Here is a 24,038-nt window from a genome sequence, read left to right as displayed (position 1 = left end):
TCACTCAATTTGCGAGGGCTTTATGGCTCGTACTACACCGATTAACCGCTACCGTAACATCGGTATCGTTGCTCACGTGGATGCTGGTAAAACCACCACCACCGAGCGCGTCCTTTTTTACACCGGCAAGAGTCACAAAATGGGCGAGGTGCATGACGGCGCCGCGACCACAGACTGGATGGTGCAGGAGCAGGAGCGTGGTATTACCATTACTTCTGCTGCTATCACCGCCTTCTGGAAAGGTTCCGAGAAGCAGTACGCGCACGAGCACCGCTTCAACGTTATCGATACCCCGGGCCACGTAGACTTCACCATCGAAGTTGAACGTTCCCTGCGTGTACTCGACGGCGCTGTCGTTGTGTTCTGTGGTACTTCGGGTGTTGAGCCTCAGTCGGAAACCGTATGGCGTCAAGCCAACAAATACGGCGTTCCACGTCTTGTTTACGTAAACAAGATGGACCGTGCTGGTGCCAACTTCCTGCGCGTGATCGCTCAGATCAAGCAGCGTCTGGGTCACACTCCGGTGCCTATCCAGTTGGCTATTGGTTCGGAAGACAACTTCCAGGGCCAGATCGACCTGATCAACATGCAAGCGGTTTACTGGAATGACTCCGACAAGGGCATGGTCCCTGTTCGCAAGGACATTCCTGCCGAACTGTTGGAAGAAGCCGAGCAATGGCGCAGCAACATGGTTGAGGCTGCGGCCGAAGCCAGCGAAGAGCTGATGAACAAGTACCTCGAAGGTGAAGAGCTCACCAACGAGGAAATCAAGGCCGCTCTGCGTCAGCGTACTATCGCTGGTGAGATCGTTCTGGCTGTTTGCGGTTCTTCCTTCAAGAACAAGGGTGTTCCCCTGGTTCTCGACGCCGTTATCGACTTCCTGCCTGCTCCAACCGACATTCCTGCTATCAAGGGTTCCAACCCGGATAACGAGGAAGAGGAAATGGAGCGTCACGCAAGTGACGACGAGCCGTTCGCGGCTTTGGCGTTCAAGATCGCTACCGACCCATTCGTGGGTACCTTGACCTTTGTTCGAGTTTACTCGGGCGTGTTGGCCTCCGGCGACGGCGTGATCAACTCGGTAAAAGGCAAGAAAGAGCGTGTGGGTCGTATGGTGCAGATGCACGCAAACGCCCGTGAAGAAATCAAGGAAGTACGCGCTGGCGACATCGCGGCCTTGATCGGCATGAAGGACGTCACCACCGGTGAAACTTTGTGCAACGCTGACAAGCCAATCATCCTGGTTCGCATGGACTTCCCGGAGCCGGTTATTTCGGTTGCCGTTGAGCCTAAGACCAAGGACGACCAGGAAAAAATGGGTATCGCTCTGGGCAAGCTTGCTCAGGAAGACCCGTCTTTCCGCGTCAAGACCGATGAAGAGACTGGTCAAACGATCATCTCCGGCATGGGCGAGTTGCACCTGGACATCCTGGTTGACCGGATGCGCCGTGAGTTCAACGTCGAAGCCAACATCGGTAAGCCTCAGGTTTCCTATCGTGAGCGCATCACGAAGAGCTGTGAAATCGAAGGCAAGTTCGTTCGCCAATCCGGTGGTCGTGGCCAGTTCGGTCACTGCTGGATCCGTTTTGCACCGGCTGACGAAGGTCAGGAAGGTCTGCAATTCCTGAACGAAGTCGTAGGTGGTGTGGTTCCTAAGGAATACATCCCGGCGATCCAGAAGGGTATCGAAGAGCAGATGAAGAACGGCGTTGTCGCCGGCTATCCGCTGATCGGCCTGAAGGCGACCGTGTTCGATGGTTCTTACCATGACGTCGACTCCAACGAGATGGCGTTTAAGGTGGCTGCCTCCATGGCAACCAAGCAGCTGGCCCAGAAGGGTGGTGGTGAGTTGCTTGAGCCGATCATGGCGGTGGAAGTCGTTACGCCTGAAGACTACATGGGTGATGTCATGGGCGACCTTAACCGTCGTCGTGGCATGATTCTGGGTATGGAAGATACGGTTTCCGGCAAAGTGATTCGTGCCGAGGTGCCGTTGGGTGAGATGTTCGGTTACGCAACCGACGTTCGTTCCATGTCTCAGGGTCGCGCAAGCTACTCTATGGAATTCAAAAAATACAATACAGCTCCGTCGCATATCGTCGAGACTGTTACCAAAAAGCAAGGCTGATTCAGCCCCTTTAAGCTAGGAGTTAATTGTCGTGGCTAAAGAAAAATTTGAACGGAACAAACCGCACGTCAACGTTGGCACCATCGGTCACGTTGACCACGGTAAAACCACGCTGACCGCTGCTCTGACCCGTGTCTGCTCCGAAGTTTTCGGTTCGGCCAAGGTTGACTTCGACAAGATCGACAGCGCCCCGGAAGAGAAAGCTCGCGGTATCACCATCAACACCGCTCACGTTGAATACGATTCGGCCGTGCGTCACTACGCACACGTTGACTGCCCAGGTCACGCCGACTACGTAAAAAACATGATCACCGGTGCTGCCCAGATGGACGGCGCGATCCTGGTTTGCTCGGCCGCTGATGGTCCGATGCCGCAAACCCGTGAGCACATCCTGCTGTCCCGTCAGGTAGGCGTTCCGTACATCGTTGTCTTCCTGAACAAGGCTGACATGGTTGACGACGCTGAGCTGCTGGAACTGGTTGAAATGGAAGTGCGCGATCTGCTGAGCACTTACGACTTCCCAGGTGATGACACTCCAATCATCATCGGTTCGGCTCTGATGGCTCTGAACGGCCAAGACGACAACGAAATGGGCACCACTGCTGTCAAGAAGCTGGTGGAAACTCTGGACAGCTACATCCCAGAGCCAGAGCGTGCTATCGACAAGCCGTTCCTGATGCCAATCGAAGACGTATTCTCGATCTCCGGTCGCGGTACTGTTGTGACTGGTCGTGTTGAGCGTGGCATCGTCCGTATCCAGGAAGAAGTTGAGATCGTCGGTCTGCGCGACACTCAGAAAACTACCTGCACCGGCGTTGAAATGTTCCGCAAGCTGCTCGACGAAGGTCGTGCTGGCGAGAACTGCGGCGTACTGCTGCGCGGCACCAAGCGTGACGACGTTGAGCGTGGTCAGGTTCTGGTCAAGCCAGGCACCGTCAAGCCGCACACCAAGTTCACCGCAGAAGTTTACGTTCTGAGCAAGGAAGAAGGCGGTCGTCACACTCCGTTCTTCAAAGGCTACCGTCCACAGTTCTACTTCCGTACAACTGACGTGACTGGTAACTGCGAGCTGCCAGAAGGCGTTGAAATGGTAATGCCAGGTGACAACATTCAGATGACTGTTACCCTGATCAAGACCATCGCGATGGAAGACGGTCTGCGTTTCGCTATCCGTGAAGGCGGTCGTACCGTCGGCGCTGGCGTCGTAGCCAAAGTCATCGAGTAAGTCTCTTTCAGAGTCAGCTTGATGAGTTGAAAAGCCCCCGCTCAGCGGGGGCTTTTTTATTGGGTTGACACCTATCAGGGGCGTCTATAGAATTGCGCCTCCTTTTAACGGGCGTATTGCGCCCGGTGGGAATAGCAGCCGGAGTCTGAAATCCAATGCAAAATCAGCAAATCCGTATCAGGTTGAAGGCTTTTGACCATCGCCTGATCGACCAATCCACCCAGGAAATCGTGGAAACCGCGAAACGTACTGGTGCTCAAGTGCGTGGTCCAATTCCACTGCCTACCCGTAAAGAGCGGTTCACCGTTCTGGTCTCCCCGCACGTCAACAAAGACGCGCGTGACCAGTACGAGATCCGTACTCATAAGCGCGTTCTGGACATCGTCCAGCCAACGGATAAAACCGTTGATGCTCTTATGAAGCTCGATCTTGCGGCCGGTGTGGAAGTGCAGATCAGCCTCGGCTAAGACTCGGTCTTAGTCGTGTAACGCTCTGAAATGGGCGGCCATAGCGGGTGAAAGCCCCGTACACTCATGAGGTTTACAACATGACTATTGGTGTAGTCGGTCGTAAATGCGGTATGACCCGTATTTTCACCGAAGAAGGTGTCTCCATTCCGGTCACGGTCATTGAGATCGAGCCGAATCGCGTCACCCAGTTCAAAACTGAAGAGACCGATGGCTATCGTGCAGTGCAAGTCACTGTCGGCGAGCGTCGTGCTTCGCGTGTAACAGCAGCTCAGGCTGGCCACTTCGCCAAGGCGAACGTTGCCGCTGGTCGTACCGTAATGGAATTCCGCCTTGAAGAAGGCGAGTACCAGGCCGGCGATCTGATCAACGCTGAAATCTTCGCCGCTGGTCAACTGGTTGATGTAACCGGTCAGTCCAAGGGTAAAGGCTTCCAGGGTACGATCAAGCGTTGGAACTTCCGCGGGCAAGATAACACCCACGGTAACTCCGTATCCCACCGCGTTCCAGGCTCTATCGGCCAGTGCCAGACTCCTGGTCGTGTATTCAAGGGCAAGAAAATGTCCGGTCATATGGGCGCTGAGCGCGTGACCGTGCAGTCCCTCGAAGTAGTGCGCGTGGACGCTGAACGCAATCTGTTGTTGGTCAAGGGCGCTGTTCCTGGCGCTACTGGCGGCAACTTGGTTGTACGTCCAGCAGCCAAGGCTCGCGGTTAAGGGGAAGCTGACATGCAATTAAATGTAAATGACGCTCAAGCGATCGAAGTTTCCGAACTGACATTTGGCGGCGAATTCAACGAGACGCTGGTTCACCAAGCAGTCGTGGCCTACATGGCTGGCGGCCGTCAAGGTAGCAAGCAGCAAAAGACCCGTTCCGACGTTTCCGGTGGCGGCAAGCGCCCATGGCGTCAGAAAGGTACTGGCCGTGCTCGTGCCGGTACTATCCGTAGCCCAATCTGGCGTGGCGGCGGTACCACTTTCGCAGCTCGTCCTCAGGATCACTCCCAGAAGCTGAACAAGAAGATGTATCGCGCAGCAATGCGTTCCATCCTTGCTGAGCTGGTGCGTACTGATCGTCTGGTCGTGGTTCAGGACTTCGCTGTTGAAGCACCGAAAACCAAAGATCTGCTGAACAAGCTGAACGGCATGGGCCTGACTGACGTCCTGATCGTGTCTGACGCTGTTGATCAGAACCTGTACCTGGCTGCTCGCAACCTGCCACACGTCGACGTTCGTGACGTGCAAGGTTCCGATCCGGTCAGTCTGATCGCATACGACAAGGTGTTGATCACCGTGTCGGCCGTGAAGAAATTCGAGGAGCTGCTGGGATGAACCAGGAACGCGTATTTAAAGTTCTGCTTGGCCCGCACGTTTCCGAGAAGGCTACGGTTCTGGCAGACAAGAAAGGCCAGTTCGTTTTCAAGGTTGCTACCGACGCAACCAAGCTGGAAATCAAGAAGGCCGTCGAAAGCCTGTTCAGCGTGAAAGTAGAGCGCGTGACTACCCTGAACGTTCTGGGTAAAAGCAAGCGCACTGCTCGCGGTCTGGGCAAGCGTAATGACTGGAAGAAGGCAGTTATCTCCCTTCAGCCAGGCCAAGATCTCGATTTCAGCAGCAGTGCTGAGTAAGGAAGGGGTGCATCATGGCAATCGTTAAATGCAAACCGACTTCCCCTGGCCGCCGTTTTGTGGTCAAGGTGGTCAACCAGGAGCTGCATAAAGGCGCTCCTCACGCACCGCTGCTCGAGAAAAAATCGAAGTCTGGTGGTCGTAACAACAATGGCCGTATTACCACTCGTCACATTGGTGGTGGTCATAAGCAGCATTATCGTCTGGTCGACTTCCGTCGCAACGACAAGGATGGCATCGCTGCCACCGTCGAGCGTATCGAATACGATCCAAACCGTACTGCTCACATCGCTCTGCTGCTGTACGCAGATGGCGAGCGTCGCTACATCATCGCCCCTAAAGGCGTGAGTGCTGGCGACCAGCTGATCGCAGGTGCCCTGGCACCGATCAAGCCGGGCAACGCTCTGCAACTGCGTAACATTCCAGTTGGTAGCACCGTACACGGCATCGAATTGAAGCCAGGTAAAGGCGCACAGATCGCTCGTTCCGCTGGTGCTTCGGCTCAGCTGATCGCTCGTGAAGGTGTCTACGTGACCCTGCGTCTGCGTTCTGGTGAGATGCGTAAAGTACTGGCTGAATGCCGTGCGACCCTGGGCGAAGTCTCGAACTCCGAGCACAGCCTGCGTTCGTTGGGTAAAGCTGGTGCCAAGCGCTGGCGTGGCGTTCGCCCAACCGTTCGTGGTGTTGCCATGAACCCGGTTGACCACCCACATGGTGGTGGTGAAGGTCGTACCTCTGGTGGTCGTCATCCGGTATCGCCATGGGGCTTCCCGACTAAGGGCGCGAAGACTCGTGGTAATAAGCGTACCGACAAAATGATCGTCCGTCGTCGCAAGTAAATAGAGGGATACGACAGTGCCACGTTCTCTGAAAAAAGGTCCTTTTATTGATCTTCACCTACTGAAGAAGATCGAAGTGGCGGCGGAAAAGAACGATCGCAAACCAGTTAAGACCTGGTCGCGTCGTTCGATGATCCTGCCACAAATGGTCGGTCTGACCATCGCAGTACACAACGGTCGCCAACACGTCCCAGTTCTCGTGAACGAAGACATGGTCGGCCACAAACTGGGCGAGTTCGCCGGTACCCGCACATACCGTGGGCACGTGGCTGACAAGAAAGCCAAGCGTTAAGGGGTAAGGAAATGGAAGTAGCCGCTAAGTTGTCGGGCGCTCGAATCTCCGCCCAGAAAGCCCGCTTGGTCGCCGACCAGATCCGCGGGAAGAAGGTGGGCGAAGCGCTCAACCTGTTGGCTTTCAGCAGTAAGAAAGCCGCCGAGATCATGAAGAAAGTGCTGGAGTCGGCCGTAGCCAACGCCGAGCATAACGAAGGCGCAGACGTTGATGACCTGAAGGTCAGCACCGTTTTCGTCAACGAAGGGCGTTCGCTGAAGCGCATCATGCCACGTGCCAAAGGCCGTGCTGATCGCATCGTCAAGCGGTCTTGCCATATCACTGTCAAGGTTGCTGACAAGTAACGGAGTCGAAGAGATGGGTCAGAAAGTACATCCCATTGGCATTCGCCTGGGAATCGTCAAGGAGCACACCTCCGTCTGGTACGCAGACGGTCGGACTTATGCGGACTACTTGTTCGCTGATCTGAAGGTGCGTGAGTATCTCCAAGACAAACTAAAAAGCGCGTCCGTAAGCCGTATCGATATCCATCGTCCGGCGCAGACTGCACGTATCACCATCCACACCGCTCGTCCAGGTATCGTTATCGGGAAGAAAGGTGAAGATGTTGAGAAACTGCGTCAGGACCTGACCAAGCAAATGGGTGTGCCTGTGCACATCAATATCGAAGAGATCCGCAAGCCGGAGCTCGACGGTATGCTGGTTGCGCAGAGCGTAGCTCAGCAGCTGGAGCGTCGCGTAATGTTCCGTCGCGCTATGAAGCGCGCTGTACAGAACGCAATGCGCATTGGTGCCAAAGGCATCAAAATCCAAGTGAGCGGTCGTCTCGGCGGTGCTGAAATCGCACGTACTGAATGGTATCGCGAAGGTCGTGTGCCACTGCACACCCTGCGTGCCGACATCGACTATGCCAACTACGAAGCTCACACCACCTACGGTGTGATCGGTGTAAAGGTTTGGATCTTCAAAGGCGAAGTAATTGGTGGTCGCCAAGAAGAACTGAAGCCACAAGCACCAGCGCCTCGTAAAAAAGCTGCTAAGTAAGGGGTACGCCAAATGTTGCAACCAAAGCGTACGAAGTTCCGCAAGCAGATGACCGGTCACAACCGTGGCCTGGCATTGCGCGGTAGCAAAGTCAGCTTCGGCGAGTTCGCGCTGAAGTCTGTTGCTCGTGGTCGTCTCACCGCTCGTCAGATCGAGTCAGCGCGTCGTGCTCTGACCCGTCACGTAAAACGTGGCGGCAAGATCTGGATCCGTGTATTCCCGGACAAGCCTGTCACCAAGAAGCCACTCGAAGTTCGGATGGGTAAAGGTAAGGGTAACGTGGAGTACTGGGTTGCCCAGATTCAGCCAGGCAAAGTCCTGTATGAAATCGAGGGTGTTTCTGAAGAGCTGGCGCGTGAGGCTTTCGCCCTGGCTGCTGCAAAGCTGCCGCTCGCCACCTCCTTTGTTAAACGGACGGTGATGTGATGAAAGCGAATGAACTTCGTGAAAAATCAGCACAGCAGCTGAACGAGCAACTGCTCGGCCTGCTGCGCGACCAGTTCAATCTGCGTATGCAGAAAGCAACTGGCCAGTTGGGGCAGTCTCATCTGCTCTCGCAAGTTAAGCGTGACATCGCTCGCGTGAAAACTGTGCTCAACCAGCAGGCAGGTAAGTAATCATGGCTGAAGCCGAAAAAACTGTCCGTACGCTGACTGGCCGTGTTGTCAGCGACAAGATGGACAAAACCATCACCGTTCTGATCGAGCGTCGCGTTAAGCACCCGATCTACGGTAAATACGTTAAGCGTTCGACTAAGCTGCACGCGCACGACGAAACCAATCAGTGCCACATCGGCGACAAAGTCACTATTCGTGAAACTCGTCCGATGGCCAAGACCAAGTCTTGGGCGCTGGTTGATGTTCTCGAACGCGCTGTGGAAGTCTAAGGGCTAGGGGTCGGAGAAATTATATGATTCAGACTCAATCCATGCTCGATGTGGCCGATAACAGCGGCGCTCGCCGTGTTATGTGCATCAAGGTGCTGGGTGGCTCCCATCGTCGTTACGCTGGTATCGGTGACATCATCAAAGTTACCGTCAAGGAAGCAATTCCTCGCGGTAAGGTGAAAAAAGGCCAGGTGATGACTGCTGTCGTAGTCCGCACTCGCCATGGCGTCCGTCGTGCTGACGGCTCCATCATCCGCTTTGATGGCAACGCTGCTGTTCTGTTGAACAACAAGCAAGAGCCGATCGGCACCCGTATCTTTGGGCCAGTGACCCGTGAACTTCGTACTGAGAAGTTCATGAAGATCGTCTCGCTCGCCCCAGAAGTGCTGTAAGGAGATCCGACATGCAAAAGATTCGTCGTGACGACGAGATCATCGTGATCGCCGGCAAAGACAAAGGTAAGCGCGGTAAGGTGCTGAAGGTTCTTGCTGACAACCGTCTGGTTGTTGGTGGTCTGAACCTGGTCAAGCGTCATACCAAGCCTAACCCGATGTCGGGCGTACAGGGCGGTATCGTCGAGAAAGAAGCGCCACTGCACGCTTCCAACGTCGCCATCTTCAACGGCGAAACCAACAAGGCTGACCGCGTTGGTTTCAAAGTAGAAGACGGTAAGAAAATTCGTGTCTTCAAGTCGACCCAAAAAGCGGTTGATGCTTGAACACTGCTAGGTAGAAGACCATGGCACGACTAAAAGAGATTTACCGGAAGGAAATCGCACCGAAACTTAAGGAAGAACTTAAGCTTTCGAACGTGATGGAAGTTCCGCGCGTTACCAAAATCACCCTGAACATGGGTCTGGGCGAAGCGATCGGCGACAAAAAAGTCATCGAGCACGCTGTTGCCGACCTGGAAAAGATCACCGGTCAGAAAGTCGTTGTGACTTACGCTCGGAAATCCATCGCTGGCTTTAAAGTCCGTGAAGGTTGGCCGATCGGTGTCAAAGTGACCCTGCGCCGTGAGCGTATGTACGAGTTCCTGGATCGTCTGCTGTCGATCTCCCTGCCTCGGGTTCGCGACTTCCGCGGCCTGAATGCCAAGTCCTTCGATGGTCGTGGCAACTACAGCATGGGCGTTAAAGAGCAGATCATTTTCCCGGAAATCGATTACGACAAGATCGACGCTCTCCGCGGTCTGGACATTACCCTGACCACCACTGCTCGGACGGATGACGAAGGTCGCGCACTGCTGCGCGCTTTCAAATTCCCGTTCCGCAACTGATTGGAGTAGGAAAATGGCCAAGAAGAGCATGAAGAACCGTGAGCTGAAGCGTCAGCTCACCGTTGCCAAGTACGCCACCAAGCGTGCAGCGCTGAAAGCTATCATCGTTGATCTGAACGCAAGTCCAGAAGCGCGTTGGGAAGCTACCGTAGCCCTGCAGAAGCAGCCACGTGACGCAAGCGCCTCGCGCATGCGTAACCGCTGCCGCCTGACTGGTCGTCCGCACGGCGTGTACCGCAAGTTCGGCCTTGGCCGTAACATGCTGCGTCAAGCTGCAATGCGTGGTGACGTTCCAGGTCTGGTTAAAGCCAGCTGGTAAGCACTGTCAAAGTCGCGGCGTTCGGGGTCGAAAGATCCTGACCGTCGGTGACCTTGAACATGAATCAAGCCCCTATTGGGGCTTGATTCATTTGTGGGGTGTGTCTAGAATACCCGGCTCGCCTGAGCCCGTGTTTTTATTGCACGGATGCGCTCGGCGACACGTACTAGCCGAAAGGCTAATTTTTTGTGTATTAGGAGCGTCTAGCCCATGAGTATGCAGGACCCGTTAGCGGACATGCTAACTCGTATCCGTAATGCCCAGATGGCTGAAAAGTCCGTCGTAAGCATGCCATCTTCTACGTTGAAGGTAGCTGTTGCCAAAGTCCTGAAGGACGAAGGTTACATTGCGGGTTATCAGATCAGCAGCGAAATCAAGCCACTGCTGTCCATCGAGCTGAAGTACTTCGAAGGCCGTCCGGTCATCGAGGAAGTGAAGCGCGTTAGCCGTCCAGGCCTGCGTCAGTACAAGTCCGTCGAGGATCTGCCGAAAGTTCGCGGCGGCCTGGGCGTGTCTATCGTCTCCACCAACAAAGGTGTGATGACGGATCGTGCTGCGCGCGCTGCCGGTGTCGGCGGCGAAGTTCTTTGCACTGTGTTCTAAGGGGGGATAAGCATGTCACGCGTCGCTAAGAACCCCGTTAAGCTGCCAGCCGGTGTCGAAGTCAAATTCGCAGGCCAACAGCTTTCGGTGAAGGGTGCCAAGGGCACTCTGCAACTGAACATCCATTCGTCCGTTGAGATCGTTGAAGAAGCTGGTGAGCTGCGTTTCGCTGCTCGCAATGGCGATCAACAGACTCGCGCAATGGCTGGTACCACTCGTGCGTTGGTAAACAACATGGTCCAAGGCGTAAGCCAAGGCTTCGAGCGCAAGCTCCAGCTGGTCGGTGTTGGTTACAAAGCGCAAGCAAAAGGCACAGTGCTGAACCTGGCTCTTGGCTTCTCGCACCCAGTGGATTATGAACTGCCGGAAGGCATCACCGCTGAGACTCCTAGCCAGACCGATATCCTGATCAAGGGCATCGACAAGCAGCTGGTAGGTCAAGTGGCCGCCGAGATCCGCGACTTCCGTCCACCAGAGCCGTACAAAGGCAAAGGTGTGCGCTACGCGGACGAAGTCGTCCGTCGTAAAGAAGCCAAGAAGAAGTAGGGCATAGCAAATGACCGACAAAAAAGTTACTCGACTGCGTCGCGCTCGCAAAGCACGCCTGAAAATGCACGAACTCGAAGTCGTGCGTCTCTGCGTGTTCCGCTCGTCGCAGCACATCTACGCCCAGGTCATTTCGGCCGACGGCAACAAAGTCCTGGCAAGTGCCTCGACTTTGGATAAAGAACTGCGTGATGGCGCCACTGGCAACATCGACGCGGCCACTAAGGTTGGCCAGCTGGTCGCTACGCGTGCAAAAGCCGCTGGCGTCTCGCAGGTGGCTTTCGACCGCTCTGGCTTCAAGTACCACGGCCGCGTCAAGGCGCTGGCTGATGCTGCTCGTGAAGCTGGGCTGGAGTTCTAAGTTATGTCAAATAACGACCAAAAGCGCGACGAAGGCTACATCGAGAAGCTGGTTCAAGTTAACCGCGTAGCCAAAACCGTTAAAGGCGGCCGTATCTTCACTTTCACTGCGTTGACCGTAGTGGGTGATGGTAAAGGCCGTGTTGGCTTCGGCCGTGGCAAGTCGCGTGAAGTGCCTGCTGCGATCCAGAAGGCAATGGAAGCTGCTCGCCGCAACATGATCCAGGTTGATCTGAACGGCACCACGCTGCAGTACGCAATGAAGTCCGCCCATGGCGCTTCGAAGGTGTACATGCAGCCTGCTTCTGAAGGTACCGGTATCATCGCTGGCGGCGCTATGCGTGCCGTCCTCGAAGTTGCTGGCGTTCAGAACGTTCTGGCCAAGTGCTACGGCTCGACTAACCCAGTAAACGTGGTTCACGCCACTTTCAAGGGTTTGAAAGCAATGCAGTCTCCTGAATCCATTGCCGCCAAGCGTGGCAAAAGCGTCAAGGAGATCTTCTGATCATGGCTACCGTAAAAGTTACGCTGATCAAAAGCATGACCGGCCGCATCCCTAACCACAAACTGTGCGTTAAGGGTCTGGGTCTGCGTCGCATCGGTCACACTGTAGAAGTCCTGGATACTCCCGAGAATCGCGGGATGATCAACAAGGCTTACTACATGCTGCGTGTCGAGGGTTAATCGATGAAACTCAATGATCTGAGTCCAGCGCCGGGTTCCCGTCGCGAAAAGCATCGTCCGGGCCGTGGTATCGGTAGTGGTTTGGGCAAGACCGGTGGCCGTGGCCACAAAGGTCAGACCTCCCGCTCCGGTGGCACCATTGCTCCAGGCTTTGAAGGCGGTCAACAGCCGCTGCATCGTCGCCTGCCGAAGTTCGGTTTCGTTTCCCTGAAAGCCATGGACCGCGCAGAAGTGCGTCTGTCCGAGCTGGCCAAAGTGGAAGGCGACATCGTCACCGTGCAGTCCCTGAAGGATGCCAACGTGATCAACCAGAACGTTCAGCGTGTGAAAATCATGCTGTCGGGCGAAGTTGCTCGTGCTGTCACCATCGGAAAGGGAATCGGCGCCACCAAAGGTGCGCGTGCGGCTATCGAAGCAGCTGGCGGCAAGTTCGAGGAATAAATGGCTAAGCAAGGTGCTCTCTCTGCGCTCGGCAAAGGCGGTATGTCTGAACTCTGGGCTCGTCTGCGTTTTCTGTTCCTGGCGATTATCGTCTACCGAATAGGCGCACACATCCCGGTTCCAGGTATCAACCCGGACCGACTCGCGGACCTGTTTCGACAGAATGAGGGGACCATTCTTAGCTTGTTCAACATGTTTTCCGGCGGCGCGCTGGAGCGGATGAGCATCTTTGCACTGGGGATCATGCCGTACATTTCGGCATCGATCATCATGCAATTGATGAGCGCCGTCAGCCCGCAGCTGGAGCAGTTGAAGAAGGAAGGTGAAGCTGGCCGTCGCAAGATCAGCCAGTACACCCGCTACGGCACTGTCGTCCTCGCTCTCGTTCAAGCCATTGGCATGTCCATCGGCTTGGCGGGGCAGGGCGTTTCGTTCACTGCTGACTTCAGCTTTCATTTCGTTGCGGTAACCACTTTTGTGGCAGGCGCGATGTTCATGATGTGGCTGGGTGAGCAGATTACTGAGCGTGGTGTTGGCAACGGTATCTCGATGTTGATCTTCGCAGGTATCGTCGCCGGTCTTCCGAGAGCGATCGGGCAGTCTTTCGAGTCTGCGCGTCAGGGTGATATCAACATTTTCGCCCTGGTTGCCATCGGTCTGCTGGCAGTAGCGATTATCGGTTTCGTGGTGTTCATTGAGCGTGGTCAGCGTCGTATTGCTGTTCACTACGCCAAGCGTCAGCAGGGCCGCAAGGTATTTGCTGCGCAGACCAGCCACTTGCCGTTGAAGGTGAACATGGCCGGCGTCATTCCGGCTATTTTCGCGAGCAGCATCCTGCTGTTCCCGGCTTCGTTGGGTGCCTGGTTCGGCCAGTCTGAAGGTATGGGCTGGTTGCAGGACATCTCGCAGTCGATCGCTCCTGGTCAGCCGTTGAATATTCTGCTGTTTAGTGCAGGGATTATTTTCTTCTGCTTCTTCTATACGGCGTTGATGTTCAATCCGAAAGACGTAGCGGAAAACCTGAAGAAGTCCGGTGCCTTTATTCCGGGCATCCGTCCAGGTGAGCAGTCTGCGCGCTACATTGATGGCGTTCTGACTCGCTTGACCATGTTCGGTGCTCTTTACATGACGGCCGTCTGTCTGTTGCCCCAGTTCCTGGTGGTTGCGGCAAACGTACCGTTCTACCTTGGCGGGACCTCGTTGCTGATCGTGGTCGTGGTTGTGATGGACTTCATGTCCCAAGTACAATCGCACCTCGTTTCGCACCAGTACGAATCCCTGATGAAGAAAGCCAACCTGAAGGGCTACGGCAGCGGCATGTTGCGCTGAGTAGCGTCCATAAGGTTCGAGGAGTTGGTGATGAAAGTTCGTGCATCGGTGAAAAAGCTGTGCCGTAACTGCAAGATTATTCGCCGCGAAGGTGTTGTTCGGGTAATTTGCAGCGCGGAACCGCGTCACAAACAGCGCCAAGGCTGAGTGTGATTGTGCTTTAAGCCCGGCAGCTAGTGCGCTGCCGGGTTGATTATTTGTTATTACAGCGATATTATCTCGCGCCCTATTTCTTGGCTTCCGGGGCGTAGGTAGCTGTCAATTGGAGTCCCACTGAATGGCCCGTATTGCAGGCGTCAACATTCCAGATAACAAGCATACTGTTATCTCGCTGACCTACATCTATGGTGTTGGTCGCACTACTGCACAGAAAATTTGTGCAGTGACTGGGGTCAACCCAGCGGCAAAGATCAAAGATCTGAGCGACGAGCAGATTGAACAGCTGCGTGGCGAAGTGGCGAAGTTCACCACTGAAGGTGACCTGCGTCGCGAAATCAACATGAAAATCAAGCGCTTGATGGACCTCGGTTGCTATCGCGGTCTGCGTCATCGTCGTGGTCTGCCAGTACGCGGTCAGCGTACCAAGACCAACGCGCGTACCCGTAAAGGTCCGCGTAAGCCGATCCGCAAGTAATCGCCCCAGCGAATCGACAGGAATTTAATCATGGCAAAACCTGCTGCTCGTCCTCGTAAAAAAGTTAAAAAGACAGTGGTTGATGGCATCGCCCACATCCATGCTTCTTTTAACAACACCATCGTGACCATTACCGACCGTCAAGGTAACGCTCTTTCCTGGGCTACCTCCGGTGGTTCGGGTTTCCGCGGTTCCCGCAAGTCCACCCCGTTCGCTGCTCAAGTAGCTGCTGAGCGTGCTGGTCAAGCTGCGCTGGAATACGGCCTGAAAAACCTCGACGTCAACGTCAAGGGTCCAGGTCCAGGTCGTGAATCCGCAGTCCGCGCTTTGAACGGCTGTGGCTACAAGATCGCCAGCATCACCGACGTGACGCCAATCCCGCACAACGGGTGCCGTCCGCCGAAGAAGCGCCGCGTGTAATCCAGGAGATTGTAAAGAATGGCTCGTTACATTGGTCCAAAATGCAAACTCGCTCGTCGCGAAGGCACCGATCTTTTTCTGAAGAGCGGCGTGCGCGCGATCGAATCGAAGTGCAACATTGAAGCAGCACCTGGTATCCACGGCCAACGCCGCGGTCGCCAGTCCGACTACGGCACCCAACTGCGTGAAAAGCAGAAGGTCCGTCGTATCTACGGCGTTCTCGAGCGTCAATTCAGCGGCTACTACAAAGAAGCTGCTGGCAAGAAAGGCGCAACCGGCGAAAACCTGTTGCAGCTGCTCGAATGCCGCCTGGACAACGTTGTATACCGTATGGGTTTCGGTTCTACTCGTGCCGAATCTCGTCAGCTGGTATCGCACAAGTCGATCAGCGTTAACGGTCAGACCGTAAACGTTCCGTCCTACCAGGTTCGTGCTGGTGACGTGGTTGCTGTTCGCGAGAAAGCAAAGAACCAACTTCGCATTGTCCAAGCTCTCGATCTGTGTGCCCAACGTGGCCGCGTAGAATGGGTAGAAGTAGACACTGAGAAGAAGTCGGGCGTTTTCAAGAACGTTCCTGCTCGCAGTGATCTGTCCGCCGACATCAACGAAAGCCTGATTGTCGAGCTCTACTCCAAGTAAGGGCTAGAAAATAGGTGCATCCATGCAGATTTCGGTAAATGAGTTCCTGACACCCCGCCATATTGATGTGCAGGTTGTCAGTCCAACCCGCGCCAAGATCACACTCGAGCCTCTCGAGCGTGGTTTCGGCCACACCCTGGGCAACGCGCTGCGCCGCATCCTGTTGTCCTCAATGCCCGGCTGTGCAGTAGTCGAGGCCGAGATTGACGGTGTGCTCCATGAGTACAGCGCCATCGAAGGTGTACAGGAAGACGTAATTGAAATCCTGTTGAACCTGAAAGGTCTGGCTATCAAGCTGCACGGTCGTGACGAAGTTACGCTGACCTTGTCGAAGAAGGGTTCGGGGGTGGTTACCGCTGCCGATATTCAGCTGGATCATGATGTCGAGATCGTTAACCCCGATCACGTAATCGCTAACCTGGCGTCTAACGGCGCCCTGAACATGAAGCTCACCGTAGCTCGTGGTCGTGGTTATGAACCGGCAGACTCGCGTCAGAGCGATGAAGACGAAAGCCGCAGCATCGGTCGCTTGCAGCTTGACTCTTCGTTCAGCCCAGTACGCCGTATCGCATACGTGGTGGAAAACGCCCGTGTCGAACAGCGTACCAACCTGGACAAGCTGGTTATTGATCTGGAAACCAACGGTACCCTGGATCCTGAAGAGGCTATCCGCCGTGCTGCAACCATCCTGCAACAGCAGTTGGCTGCGTTCGTCGACCTCAAGGGTGACAGTGAGCCAGTGGTTGTCGAGCAGGAAGACGAGATCGATCCGATCCTGCTTCGCCCGGTTGACGATCTGGAACTGACTGTACGTTCGGCTAACTGCCTTAAGGCGGAAAACATCTACTACATCGGCGACCTGATTCAGCGTACCGAAGTAGAGCTGTTGAAGACTCCGAACCTTGGCAAGAAATCCTTGACTGAAATCAAGGACGTTCTGGCCTCCCGCGGTCTGTCCCTCGGCATGCGCCTCGACAACTGGCCGCCTGCAAGTCTTAAGAAGGACGACAAGGCGACTGCCTGATCGTCGTAATCACCGAACGTTGTGTTTGGTAAGGAATGAACCATGCGTCATCGTAAAAGTGGTCGTCACCTGAGCCGCACCAGCTCGCACCGCAAGGCCATGTTCCAAAACATGGCGGTGTCGCTGTTCGAGCACGAGCTGATCAAAACTACACTGCCGAAAGCCAAAGAACTGCGCCGCGTTGCTGAGCCGCTGATCACTCTGGCCAAGACAGATAGCCTGGCTAACCGCCGTCTGGCTTTCGACCGTACTCGTTCGAAAGCTATCGTTGGTAAGCTCTTCAACGACCTGGGCAAGCGTTACGCTACCCGTGAGGGTGGCTACCTGCGCATCCTCAAGTGCGGTTTCCGCGCTGGCGACAACGCGCCTATGGCGTACGTCGAGTTGGTTGATCGTGCTACCAGCGGCGAAGCTGTATCCGCTGAGTAAGTCGGCAACATACAAAAAACCGGGCCTTGTGCCCGGTTTTTTGTTGCCTGAAGAAAAAGCAGGCAAGCCGCTTCGACCGGCTTGGCTATTGGCAAGTATTCAGTGTTAGATATTGACTATCGATGTCCATGATTTAATGAATTTGGATACTGTCATTAATATGATCAATACTCCTTTCCAGCCGATTAGCCGGCAGTTCGAAGACCGACCTAGGAAGATTGAGCATGAGCCAGACCAAAACGCTTACGACCGCCAGCGGCGCTCCTGTCGCCGATAACCAGAACTCTCGCTCCGCCGGCCCACGCGGCCCGCTGCTGCTCGACGATTTCCACTTGATCGAGAAACTCGCCCACTTCAACCGCGAAAATATTCCTGAACGCCGTGTGCACGCCAAAGGCTCGGGCGCCTACGGTACATTTACCGTGACCCGGGATATCACGCAGTACACCAGCGCCAAGTTGTTCGACACAGTCGGCAAGCAAACCCCAACTTTCCTGCGGTTCTCCACCGTGGGCGGTGAGCGTGGTTCTGCCGACACCGAACGCGATCCGCGCGGTTTCGCCCTGAAGTTCTACACCGAGGAAGGCAACTGGGACATCGTCGGCAACAACACCCCGGTATTCTTCATCCGTGATCCGTTGAAATTTCCAGACTTCATCCACACCCAGAAACGTCTGCCGCAAAGCAATCTGAAAAGCGCCCAGGCGATGTGGGATTTCTGGTCGCATTCGCCTGAGGCGTTGCACCAGGTCACCATTCTGTTTTCCGATCGCGGTATTCCGGATGGCTACCGCCACATGCACGGCTTCGGCAGCCACACCTACAGCCTGATCAACGCACAGGGTGAGCGCCACTGGGTGAAGTGGCACTACAAGACCCAGCAAGGGATCAAGAACCTCGCGCCGGCAGAGGCAGCACGCCTGGCGGGGACGGACCCGGATTACGCCCAGCGTGACTTGTTCAGTGCCATCGAGCGCGGTGACTTCCCGAAATGGAGCGTTTGCATCCAGGTCATGACTGAAGCCCAGGCTGCAGCCCATTACGAGAATCCGTTCGACGTCACCAAGACCTGGTCGCAGAAAGAGTTTCCGCTGATCGAAGTCGGTGTGCTCGAGCTCAACCGCAACCCGCAAAATTACTTTGCCGAAGTCGAGCAAGCGGCGTTTGGCCCTAGCAACATGGTGCCAGGGGTTGGCCTCTCGCCGGACCGCATGCTGCAGGGCCGTGTCTTCGCCTACGCTGATGCGCATCGCTACCGTGTGGGCACCAATCACCAGCAATTGCCGGTGAATGCGCCACGTAGCCCGGTCAACACTTACCAGCGCGACGGTGCCATGGCGTTTGGCAGCAACGGCGGGGCGGCACCGAACTACGAGCCGAACAGCTACGTGGAGGCGCCGAAGCAAGCCCCACGTTACGCAGAACCAGCACTGGCTCTCAGTGGCGCGGCGGACCGTTACGATCATCGCGAAGACACCGACTACTACAGCCACGCCGGTGCGCTGTTCCGCTTGATGAGCGATGAGCAGAAGGCGCTGTTGATCAGCAATATCGCCGGTGCAATGGCAGGCGTGTCGGCAGATGTGGTTGACCGTCAGCTGCAGCATTTCTTCAAGGCCGATGTTGCTTATGGAGAGGGCATCGCAAAAGCCTTGGGTGTAGCGCTTAACTAAGTCTAAACGAGAAGCAGAACCGCCCTCATTTGGGCGGTTTTTGCGTTATTTAACCTGGTTTTCTCGGATTTTCTTCGCTTTTGTAGCGTTGAGACAGTGACCTTGCGCTCAGCTTGGTTCAAACTACAACCTTTAAGAGCTTGTGGAGATGTAGGGCGATGCAAGGTCACCCAGACGTAATCGATTACCTCAACACGTTGCTGACAGGCGAACTGGCAGCCCGTGATCAATATTTCATCCATTCGCGGATGTACGAGGATTGGGGTTTTACCGAGCTCTACGAACGTATCAACCACGAGATGGAAGAAGAGACCCAGCACGCCGATGCGCTGATGCGCCGGATCCTGATGCTTGAAGGCACGCCACGCATGCGTGCCGATGACCTCGACGTCGGTACCACGGTGCCCGACATGCTCGCCGCCGACCTGCGCCTGGAATACAAAGTCCGCGCCGCACTGTGCAAAGGCATCGAGCTCTGCGAGCAGCACAACGACTACGTGACCCGCGAGATCCTGCGGATCCAGCTCAACGACACCGAAGAAGACCATACCTACTGGCTGGAGAAGCAGTTGGGTCTGATCAAGCTGATCGGGTTGGAAAACTACCTGCAATCGCAATTCTGATTGCTGGGAAAGGGAACGCAGAGCGTCGCAAGCTGCATGCCCACGCAGAGCGTGGGAACGATCAAGCCCCTGTCACCGATGAGATGACAGGGGCTTTTTCGTGCCCGGGTGAAATCAGTCCCGATCACGTTCCAGCAGCGGCTTGAGGTAGTAGCCGGTGTAGGACTGCTTCATCTCGGCCACTTGTTCCGGCGTCCCTACGGCGATTATCTGGCCACCCTTGGAGCCGCCTTCCGGCCCCAGGTCCACCAGCCAGTCAGCGGTCTTGATCACGTCCAGGTTGTGTTCGATCACCACTACAGTATTGCCGTGGTCGCGAAGGCGGTGCAGCACGTCGAGCAATTGCTGGATATCGGCGAAGTGCAGGCCGGTGGTCGGCTCGTCGAGGATATACAGGGTCTTGCCGGTGTCGCGCTTGGACAGCTCGCGAGACAACTTGACCCGCTGGGCTTCACCGCCGGACAAGGTCGTTGCCGACTGCCCCAGCTTGATGTACGACAGGCCGACATCCATCAGCGTCTGGAGCTTGCGCGCCAGGGCCGGCACCGCGTCGAAGAACACCCGGGCCTCCTCGATGGTCATCTCGAGGGTTTCGTGGATGTTCTTGCCCTTGTATTTGATCTCCAGGGTTTCGCGGTTGTAGCGCTTGCTCTTGCACACATCGCACGGCACGTAGATGTCTGGCAGAAAGTGCATTTCCACTTTGATCAGGCCATCGCCCTGGCAGGCTTCGCAGCGCCCGCCCTTGACGTTGAACGAGAAACGCCCCGGGCCGTAGCCGCGCGAGCGGGACTCTGGCACGCCGGCGAACAGTTCGCGGATCGGTGTGAACAATCCGGTGTAGGTCGCCGGGTTGGAGCGCGGCGTGCGGCCAATCGGGCTCTGGTCGATGTCGACCACCTTGTCCAGGTGCTCCAGGCCCTTGATGCTGTCGTGGGCGGCCGCTTCCAGGGTCGTGGCGCCGTTCAGGGCCGTGGCGCTGAGGGGGAACAGGGTGTTGTTGATCAGCGTCGACTTGCCGGAGCCGGACACGCCGGTCACGCAGGTCAGCAAGCCGATCGGGATTTCCAGGTCGACGTTGCGCAAGTTGTTGCCGCGAGCCCCCTTGAGGGTCAGGGACAACTTCTTGTTGCGCGGCGTACGTTTGGCCGGAACCTTGATCTTCACCCGACCCGACAGGTATTTGCCGGTCAGGGAGTCAGGGTGCGCCATGACTTCGGCGGCGGTGCCCTGGGCAACGATATGCCCGCCATGGACCCCTGCGCCCGGGCCGATGTCCACCACGTAGTCCGCCAGGCGGATGGCGTCCTCGTCGTGCTCGACCACGATCACCGTGTTGCCGATGTCCCGCAGGTGCTTCAGGGTTCCAAGCAACCGGTCGTTGTCCCGCTGGTGCAGGCCGATGGATGGCTCGTCGAGGATATACATCACCCCCACCAGGCCGGCGCCGATCTGGCTGGCGAGGCGGATACGCTGGGCTTCGCCGCCGGACAGCGTGTCTGCGCTGCGGTCGAGGGTCAGGTAATCCAGGCCGACGTTCACCAGGAACTGCAGGCGCTCGCGGATTTCCTTGAGGATCTTGTCGGCGATTTCGCCCCGACGGCCGGTGAGCTTCAAGCCGCCGAAATAATCGGTAGCGTCGCCAATCGGCAGGCTGGTCACCGCCGGCAGGGTCTTCTCGCCCACCCACACATGCCGCGCCTCGCGACGCAGGCGAGTGCCACGGCAGTCCGGGCAGGGCTGGGTGCTGAGGAACTTGGCCAGTTCTTCGCGCACGCTGGCCGATTCGGTCTCGCGGTAGCGTCGCTCCAGGTTCGGCACGATGCCTTCGAACGGGTGGGAGCGCTTGACGATATCGCCGCGGTCGTTGAGGTATTTGAAGTCGACATTCTGCGAGCCGCTGCCCTGCAGGATGAATTTCTGCTGGTCGGCGGGCAGCTCGTTGAACGGTTTATCCAGGCTGAACTTGTAATGGGCCGCCAGCGAACCGAGCATCTGGAAATAGTAGACGTTGCGCCTGTCCCAGCCGCGAATCGCGCCTTCGGCCAGGGTCAGCTCGCCATTGACCAGGCGCTTGGTGTCGAAGAACTGCTTGACCCCCAGGCCATCGCAGGTCGGGCAGGCGCCAGCCGGGTTGTTGAAGGAGAACAGCTTGGGTTCCAGCTCGCTGATGGCATGGCCGCAGATCGGGCAGGCGAAACGCGCGGAGAAAATGATCTCCTCGCCGGGTTCGTCGTCCATCGGTGCGACCAGGGCGATGCCGTCGGCCAGTTTCAGTGCCGTCTCGAAGGACTCGGCCAGCCGCTGCTGCAAGTCGGCACGGACCTTGAAGCGGTCGACCACCACATCGATCGAATGCTTCTTCTGTTTATCCAGTTTCGGCAGTTCGTCCAGCTCGCACAGCTTGCCGTTGACCCGGGCCCGCACGAAGCCCTGGGCGCGCAGCTCTTCGAACACCATCAGGTGTTCGCCCTTGCGCTCGCGAACCACCGGGGCCAGCAGCATCAGCTTGCTGCCTTCGGGCTGGGCCAGCACCAGGTCGACCATCTGGCTGACGGTCTGGGCTTCCAGGGGAATGTCGTGGTCGGGGCAGCGGGGAATGCCGACCCGCGCATACAGCAAGCGCAGGTAGTCGTAGATCTCGGTGATGGTGCCGACCGTCGACCGGGGGTTATGGGAGGTCGATTTCTGTTCGATGGAAATGGCCGGCGACAGGCCTTCGATGGTGTCGACGTCGGGTTTTTCCATCATCGACAGGAACTGCCGGGCGTAGGCCGACAGCGATTCGACATAGCGTCGCTGGCCTTCAGCGTACAACGTGTCGAAGGCCAGGGATGATTTGCCGGATCCGGACAGGCCGGTGATGACGATCAGCTTGTCCCGTGGCAGGGTCAGGTCGATGTTCTTCAGGTTGTGGGTACGGGCCCCACGAATCAGGATCTTGTCCAAAGTGGCCTCGCTCGGCGGGCGTCGAAAACGTAGGAGTATACGGGCAAATACTGGATGGATGCACACTATTGAAGGTGCGATTGCAGCCATACATGAAGACTGCGCGGCAAACGGTCGCCATATACCCTCTCAATCGATGGGACTGGTAGAATCGCCGCCGGTTCACATGAGGTTTTTCCATGCAAGATCCCCACAGCGAACGCATGAGTCGTGGCGAGACACGCGCAGCAAGCGGTCTGGCCCTGGTGTTCGCCTTCCGTATGCTGGGCATGTTCATGGTGTTGCCGGTGCTGGCGACCTATGGCATGGACCTGGCAGGCGCCACCCCGGCCCTCATCGGCCTGGCGATCGGCGCTTATGGCCTGACCCAGGCGATCTTCCAGATCCCGTTCGGGGTCATTTCCGACCGTATCGGCCGGCGCCCGGTTATCTACCTGGGGCTGATCGTCTTCGCCCTGGGCAGTGTGCTGGCGGCCAATGCCGACTCGATCTGGGGCGTGATCGCCGGACGCATCCTGCAGGGCGCCGGGGCTATTTCCGCGGCCGTGATGGCGCTGCTGTCAGACTTGACCCGCGAACAACATCGGACCAAGGCCATGGCCATGATCGGCATGACCATCGGTCTGTCGTTCGCCGTGGCCATGGTGGTCGGTCCTTTGCTGACCCGCGCGTTTGGCTTGTCGGGCCTGTTCCTGGCGACCGGGGCCATGGCGCTGGTGGGAATCCTGATCGTGGCGTTCATGGTGCCGCGGTCCACCGGGCCGTTGCAGCACCGGGAATCCGGGGTGGCGCGCCAGGCATTGATCCCGACGCTCAAGCACCCGGACCTGCTGCGCCTGGACCTGGGTATTTTCGTGCTCCACGCCATGCTGATGTCCAGCTTCGTGGCCTTGCCGCTGGCCCTGGTCGAGAAGGCCGGCCTGCCCAAGGAGCAGCACTGGTGGGTTTACCTGACGGCGCTGCTGATTTCGTTCTTCGCCATGATTCCGTTCATCATCTATGGCGAGAAACGACGCAAAATGAAACGAGTTTTGCTCGGCGCCGTCATGACGCTGATGCTCACTGAGCTATTCTTCTGGCAGTTCGGCGATAGCTTGCGGGCGTTGGTGATCGGCACGGTGGTGTTCTTCACCGCGTTCAATCTGCTGGAAGCCTCGCTGCCGTCGCTGATCAGCAAGGTTTCGCCAGCGGGCGGCAAGGGCACGGCGATGGGGGTCTACTCCACCAGTCAGTTCCTGGGCTCGGCGTTGGGCGGGATCCTTGGCGGCTGGCTGTTCCAGCATGGCGGTTTGTCGGTTGTGTTCCTGGGTTGTGCCGCGCTGGCTGCACTTTGGTTAGCCTTTGCTGTTACCATGCGCGAACCTCCCTATGTGACGAGCCTGCGCTTGCCCTTATCGCCCGAGGCGATTCGTGAGGCTGGCCTGACCGAGCGTCTGAAGGCCGTCGTTGGAGTAACCGATGCAGTGGTGGTCGCCGACGAAGCGGCCGTGTATATCAAACTCGACACCGAATTATTGGATCGTGCGACGCTCGAGCGCCTGGTGAACAACCCGGCCCCGACTACGTGCGAAGCCTAGGA

The 24,038-nt window shown here is 56.7% G+C and carries 34 protein-coding genes; 33 read left to right on the top strand and 1 reads right to left on the bottom strand.

Features of this window, described 5'->3' with window-relative positions; all coding sequences use genetic code 11:
- Nucleotides 1-22: 22 nt before the first annotated feature.
- From fusA to bfr, 32 genes are all read left to right on the top strand, one after another.
- Complete coding sequence (gene fusA, locus V7773_RS17065; RefSeq protein ID WP_336074227.1) at nt 23-2,128, top strand: elongation factor G; 2,106 nt, start codon at nt 23-25, stop codon at nt 2,126-2,128.
- A gap of 31 nt (nt 2,129-2,159) precedes the next feature.
- Nucleotides 2,160-3,353, top strand: a complete 1,194-nt coding sequence (tuf, locus tag V7773_RS17060; RefSeq protein WP_003186103.1) for an elongation factor Tu — start codon at nt 2,160-2,162, stop codon at nt 3,351-3,353.
- 155 nt (nt 3,354-3,508) lie between these two features.
- Nucleotides 3,509-3,820 carry a 30S ribosomal protein S10 gene (rpsJ, locus tag V7773_RS17055; RefSeq protein WP_003186070.1) on the top strand — a complete coding sequence of 104 codons (312 nt, stop codon included), beginning with the start codon at nt 3,509-3,511 and terminating at the stop codon, nt 3,818-3,820.
- An 80-nt stretch (nt 3,821-3,900) separates the two neighbouring features.
- Nucleotides 3,901-4,536: a 50S ribosomal protein L3 gene (gene rplC, locus V7773_RS17050; RefSeq protein WP_003186059.1), complete on the top strand. Its 636-nt coding sequence runs from the start codon at nt 3,901-3,903 to the stop codon at nt 4,534-4,536.
- 12 nt (nt 4,537-4,548) lie between these two features.
- Nucleotides 4,549-5,151 carry a 50S ribosomal protein L4 gene (rplD, locus tag V7773_RS17045; RefSeq protein WP_003186057.1) on the top strand — a complete coding sequence of 201 codons (603 nt, stop codon included), beginning with the start codon at nt 4,549-4,551 and terminating at the stop codon, nt 5,149-5,151.
- Nucleotides 5,148-5,447: a 50S ribosomal protein L23 gene (gene rplW / locus V7773_RS17040; RefSeq protein ID WP_002555488.1), complete on the top strand. Its 300-nt coding sequence runs from the start codon at nt 5,148-5,150 to the stop codon at nt 5,445-5,447. The genes rplD and rplW overlap by 4 nt, the downstream gene beginning before the upstream one ends.
- Before the next feature lie 14 nt (nt 5,448-5,461).
- Complete coding sequence (gene rplB, locus V7773_RS17035; RefSeq protein WP_003186055.1) at nt 5,462-6,286, top strand: 50S ribosomal protein L2; 825 nt, start codon at nt 5,462-5,464, stop codon at nt 6,284-6,286.
- A gap of 16 nt (nt 6,287-6,302) precedes the next feature.
- Nucleotides 6,303-6,578: a 30S ribosomal protein S19 gene (gene rpsS / locus V7773_RS17030; RefSeq protein WP_002555486.1), complete on the top strand. Its 276-nt coding sequence runs from the start codon at nt 6,303-6,305 to the stop codon at nt 6,576-6,578.
- An 11-nt stretch (nt 6,579-6,589) separates the two neighbouring features.
- Complete coding sequence (gene rplV, locus V7773_RS17025) at nt 6,590-6,922, top strand: 50S ribosomal protein L22 (protein ID WP_003103908.1); 333 nt, start codon at nt 6,590-6,592, stop codon at nt 6,920-6,922.
- A 13-nt stretch (nt 6,923-6,935) separates the two neighbouring features.
- Nucleotides 6,936-7,622 (top strand): 30S ribosomal protein S3, encoded by a 687-nt coding sequence (gene rpsC, locus V7773_RS17020; RefSeq protein ID WP_003176422.1) that lies wholly within the window; start codon nt 6,936-6,938, stop codon nt 7,620-7,622.
- A 12-nt stretch (nt 7,623-7,634) separates the two neighbouring features.
- A complete protein-coding gene (gene rplP / locus V7773_RS17015; RefSeq protein ID WP_003186052.1) occupies nt 7,635-8,048 on the top strand; it encodes a 50S ribosomal protein L16 in 414 nt (137 codons plus the stop codon).
- Complete coding sequence (rpmC, locus tag V7773_RS17010) at nt 8,048-8,239, top strand: 50S ribosomal protein L29 (RefSeq protein WP_002555481.1); 192 nt, start codon at nt 8,048-8,050, stop codon at nt 8,237-8,239. The genes rplP and rpmC overlap by 1 nt, the downstream gene beginning before the upstream one ends.
- A 2-nt stretch (nt 8,240-8,241) precedes the next feature.
- Nucleotides 8,242-8,508: a 30S ribosomal protein S17 gene (gene rpsQ, locus V7773_RS17005; protein WP_003194644.1), complete on the top strand. Its 267-nt coding sequence runs from the start codon at nt 8,242-8,244 to the stop codon at nt 8,506-8,508.
- A gap of 23 nt (nt 8,509-8,531) precedes the next feature.
- Complete coding sequence (gene rplN, locus V7773_RS17000) at nt 8,532-8,900, top strand: 50S ribosomal protein L14 (protein WP_002555479.1); 369 nt, start codon at nt 8,532-8,534, stop codon at nt 8,898-8,900.
- A gap of 11 nt (nt 8,901-8,911) precedes the next feature.
- On the top strand, nt 8,912-9,226 hold the full coding sequence (rplX, locus tag V7773_RS16995; RefSeq protein ID WP_003186046.1) for a 50S ribosomal protein L24: 315 nt from the start codon (nt 8,912-8,914) through the stop codon (nt 9,224-9,226).
- Nucleotides 9,227-9,246: 20 nt separating this feature from the next.
- Nucleotides 9,247-9,786: a 50S ribosomal protein L5 gene (rplE, locus tag V7773_RS16990; protein ID WP_003186044.1), complete on the top strand. Its 540-nt coding sequence runs from the start codon at nt 9,247-9,249 to the stop codon at nt 9,784-9,786.
- A gap of 13 nt (nt 9,787-9,799) precedes the next feature.
- Complete coding sequence (gene rpsN, locus V7773_RS16985; protein WP_003186042.1) at nt 9,800-10,105, top strand: 30S ribosomal protein S14; 306 nt, start codon at nt 9,800-9,802, stop codon at nt 10,103-10,105.
- Nucleotides 10,106-10,315: 210 nt separating this feature from the next.
- On the top strand, nt 10,316-10,708 hold the full coding sequence (gene rpsH, locus V7773_RS16980; RefSeq protein ID WP_017848802.1) for a 30S ribosomal protein S8: 393 nt from the start codon (nt 10,316-10,318) through the stop codon (nt 10,706-10,708).
- A gap of 12 nt (nt 10,709-10,720) precedes the next feature.
- Nucleotides 10,721-11,254: a 50S ribosomal protein L6 gene (gene rplF / locus V7773_RS16975; protein WP_003186039.1), complete on the top strand. Its 534-nt coding sequence runs from the start codon at nt 10,721-10,723 to the stop codon at nt 11,252-11,254.
- A 10-nt stretch (nt 11,255-11,264) separates the two neighbouring features.
- On the top strand, nt 11,265-11,615 hold the full coding sequence (gene rplR / locus V7773_RS16970) for a 50S ribosomal protein L18 (protein ID WP_003186037.1): 351 nt from the start codon (nt 11,265-11,267) through the stop codon (nt 11,613-11,615).
- A 3-nt stretch (nt 11,616-11,618) separates the two neighbouring features.
- A complete protein-coding gene (gene rpsE / locus V7773_RS16965) occupies nt 11,619-12,119 on the top strand; it encodes a 30S ribosomal protein S5 (protein ID WP_003186035.1) in 501 nt (166 codons plus the stop codon).
- 2 nt (nt 12,120-12,121) lie between these two features.
- Complete coding sequence (gene rpmD, locus V7773_RS16960) at nt 12,122-12,298, top strand: 50S ribosomal protein L30 (protein WP_003186033.1); 177 nt, start codon at nt 12,122-12,124, stop codon at nt 12,296-12,298.
- Between the two features lie 3 nt (nt 12,299-12,301).
- The gene (rplO, locus tag V7773_RS16955) at nt 12,302-12,739 is read left to right on the top strand and encodes a 50S ribosomal protein L15 (protein ID WP_063324140.1); all 438 of its coding nucleotides are present in this window, start codon (nt 12,302-12,304) and stop codon (nt 12,737-12,739) included.
- Nucleotides 12,740-14,068 (top strand): preprotein translocase subunit SecY, encoded by a 1,329-nt coding sequence (gene secY / locus V7773_RS16950; RefSeq protein ID WP_003186029.1) that lies wholly within the window; start codon nt 12,740-12,742, stop codon nt 14,066-14,068.
- Between the two features lie 30 nt (nt 14,069-14,098).
- Complete coding sequence (rpmJ, locus tag V7773_RS16945; protein ID WP_002555468.1) at nt 14,099-14,215, top strand: 50S ribosomal protein L36; 117 nt, start codon at nt 14,099-14,101, stop codon at nt 14,213-14,215.
- A 130-nt stretch (nt 14,216-14,345) separates the two neighbouring features.
- Nucleotides 14,346-14,702 carry a 30S ribosomal protein S13 gene (gene rpsM, locus V7773_RS16940; protein ID WP_003186020.1) on the top strand — a complete coding sequence of 119 codons (357 nt, stop codon included), beginning with the start codon at nt 14,346-14,348 and terminating at the stop codon, nt 14,700-14,702.
- Nucleotides 14,703-14,732: 30 nt separating this feature from the next.
- Nucleotides 14,733-15,122: a 30S ribosomal protein S11 gene (gene rpsK / locus V7773_RS16935; RefSeq protein ID WP_002555466.1), complete on the top strand. Its 390-nt coding sequence runs from the start codon at nt 14,733-14,735 to the stop codon at nt 15,120-15,122.
- 18 nt (nt 15,123-15,140) lie between these two features.
- A complete protein-coding gene (gene rpsD / locus V7773_RS16930) occupies nt 15,141-15,761 on the top strand; it encodes a 30S ribosomal protein S4 (RefSeq protein ID WP_003176404.1) in 621 nt (206 codons plus the stop codon).
- A 22-nt stretch (nt 15,762-15,783) separates the two neighbouring features.
- Nucleotides 15,784-16,785: a DNA-directed RNA polymerase subunit alpha gene (locus tag V7773_RS16925; protein ID WP_003186012.1), complete on the top strand. Its 1,002-nt coding sequence runs from the start codon at nt 15,784-15,786 to the stop codon at nt 16,783-16,785.
- A 42-nt stretch (nt 16,786-16,827) separates the two neighbouring features.
- Nucleotides 16,828-17,214: a 50S ribosomal protein L17 gene (gene rplQ / locus V7773_RS16920; protein ID WP_003186009.1), complete on the top strand. Its 387-nt coding sequence runs from the start codon at nt 16,828-16,830 to the stop codon at nt 17,212-17,214.
- Between the two features lie 224 nt (nt 17,215-17,438).
- Nucleotides 17,439-18,887, top strand: coding sequence for a catalase (locus V7773_RS16915; RefSeq protein WP_063324141.1), 1,449 nt, complete (start codon nt 17,439-17,441; stop codon nt 18,885-18,887).
- Nucleotides 18,888-19,045: 158 nt separating this feature from the next.
- The gene (gene bfr / locus V7773_RS16910) at nt 19,046-19,510 is read left to right on the top strand and encodes a bacterioferritin (RefSeq protein WP_014340470.1); all 465 of its coding nucleotides are present in this window, start codon (nt 19,046-19,048) and stop codon (nt 19,508-19,510) included.
- Nucleotides 19,511-19,624: 114 nt separating this feature from the next.
- On the opposite strand, the gene uvrA is transcribed toward bfr, so the two are convergent.
- Complete coding sequence (gene uvrA, locus V7773_RS16905; protein WP_063324142.1) at nt 19,625-22,459, bottom strand: excinuclease ABC subunit UvrA; 2,835 nt, start codon at nt 22,457-22,459, stop codon at nt 19,625-19,627.
- Nucleotides 22,460-22,638: 179 nt separating this feature from the next.
- On the opposite strand from uvrA, the gene V7773_RS16900 reads away from it, so the two are divergent.
- A complete protein-coding gene (locus V7773_RS16900) occupies nt 22,639-24,036 on the top strand; it encodes an MFS transporter (protein WP_336074226.1) in 1,398 nt (465 codons plus the stop codon).
- Nucleotides 24,037-24,038: the final 2 nt, after the last annotated feature.

The sequence above is a fragment of the Pseudomonas sp. 3JA genome, from assembly GCF_036961705.1.
Classification (GTDB): domain Bacteria; phylum Pseudomonadota; class Gammaproteobacteria; order Pseudomonadales; family Pseudomonadaceae; genus Aquipseudomonas; species Aquipseudomonas fluorescens_Q.
The sequence above is the reverse complement of the archived record's forward strand: the minus strand, read 5'-3'. Positions and strand labels throughout refer to the sequence as shown.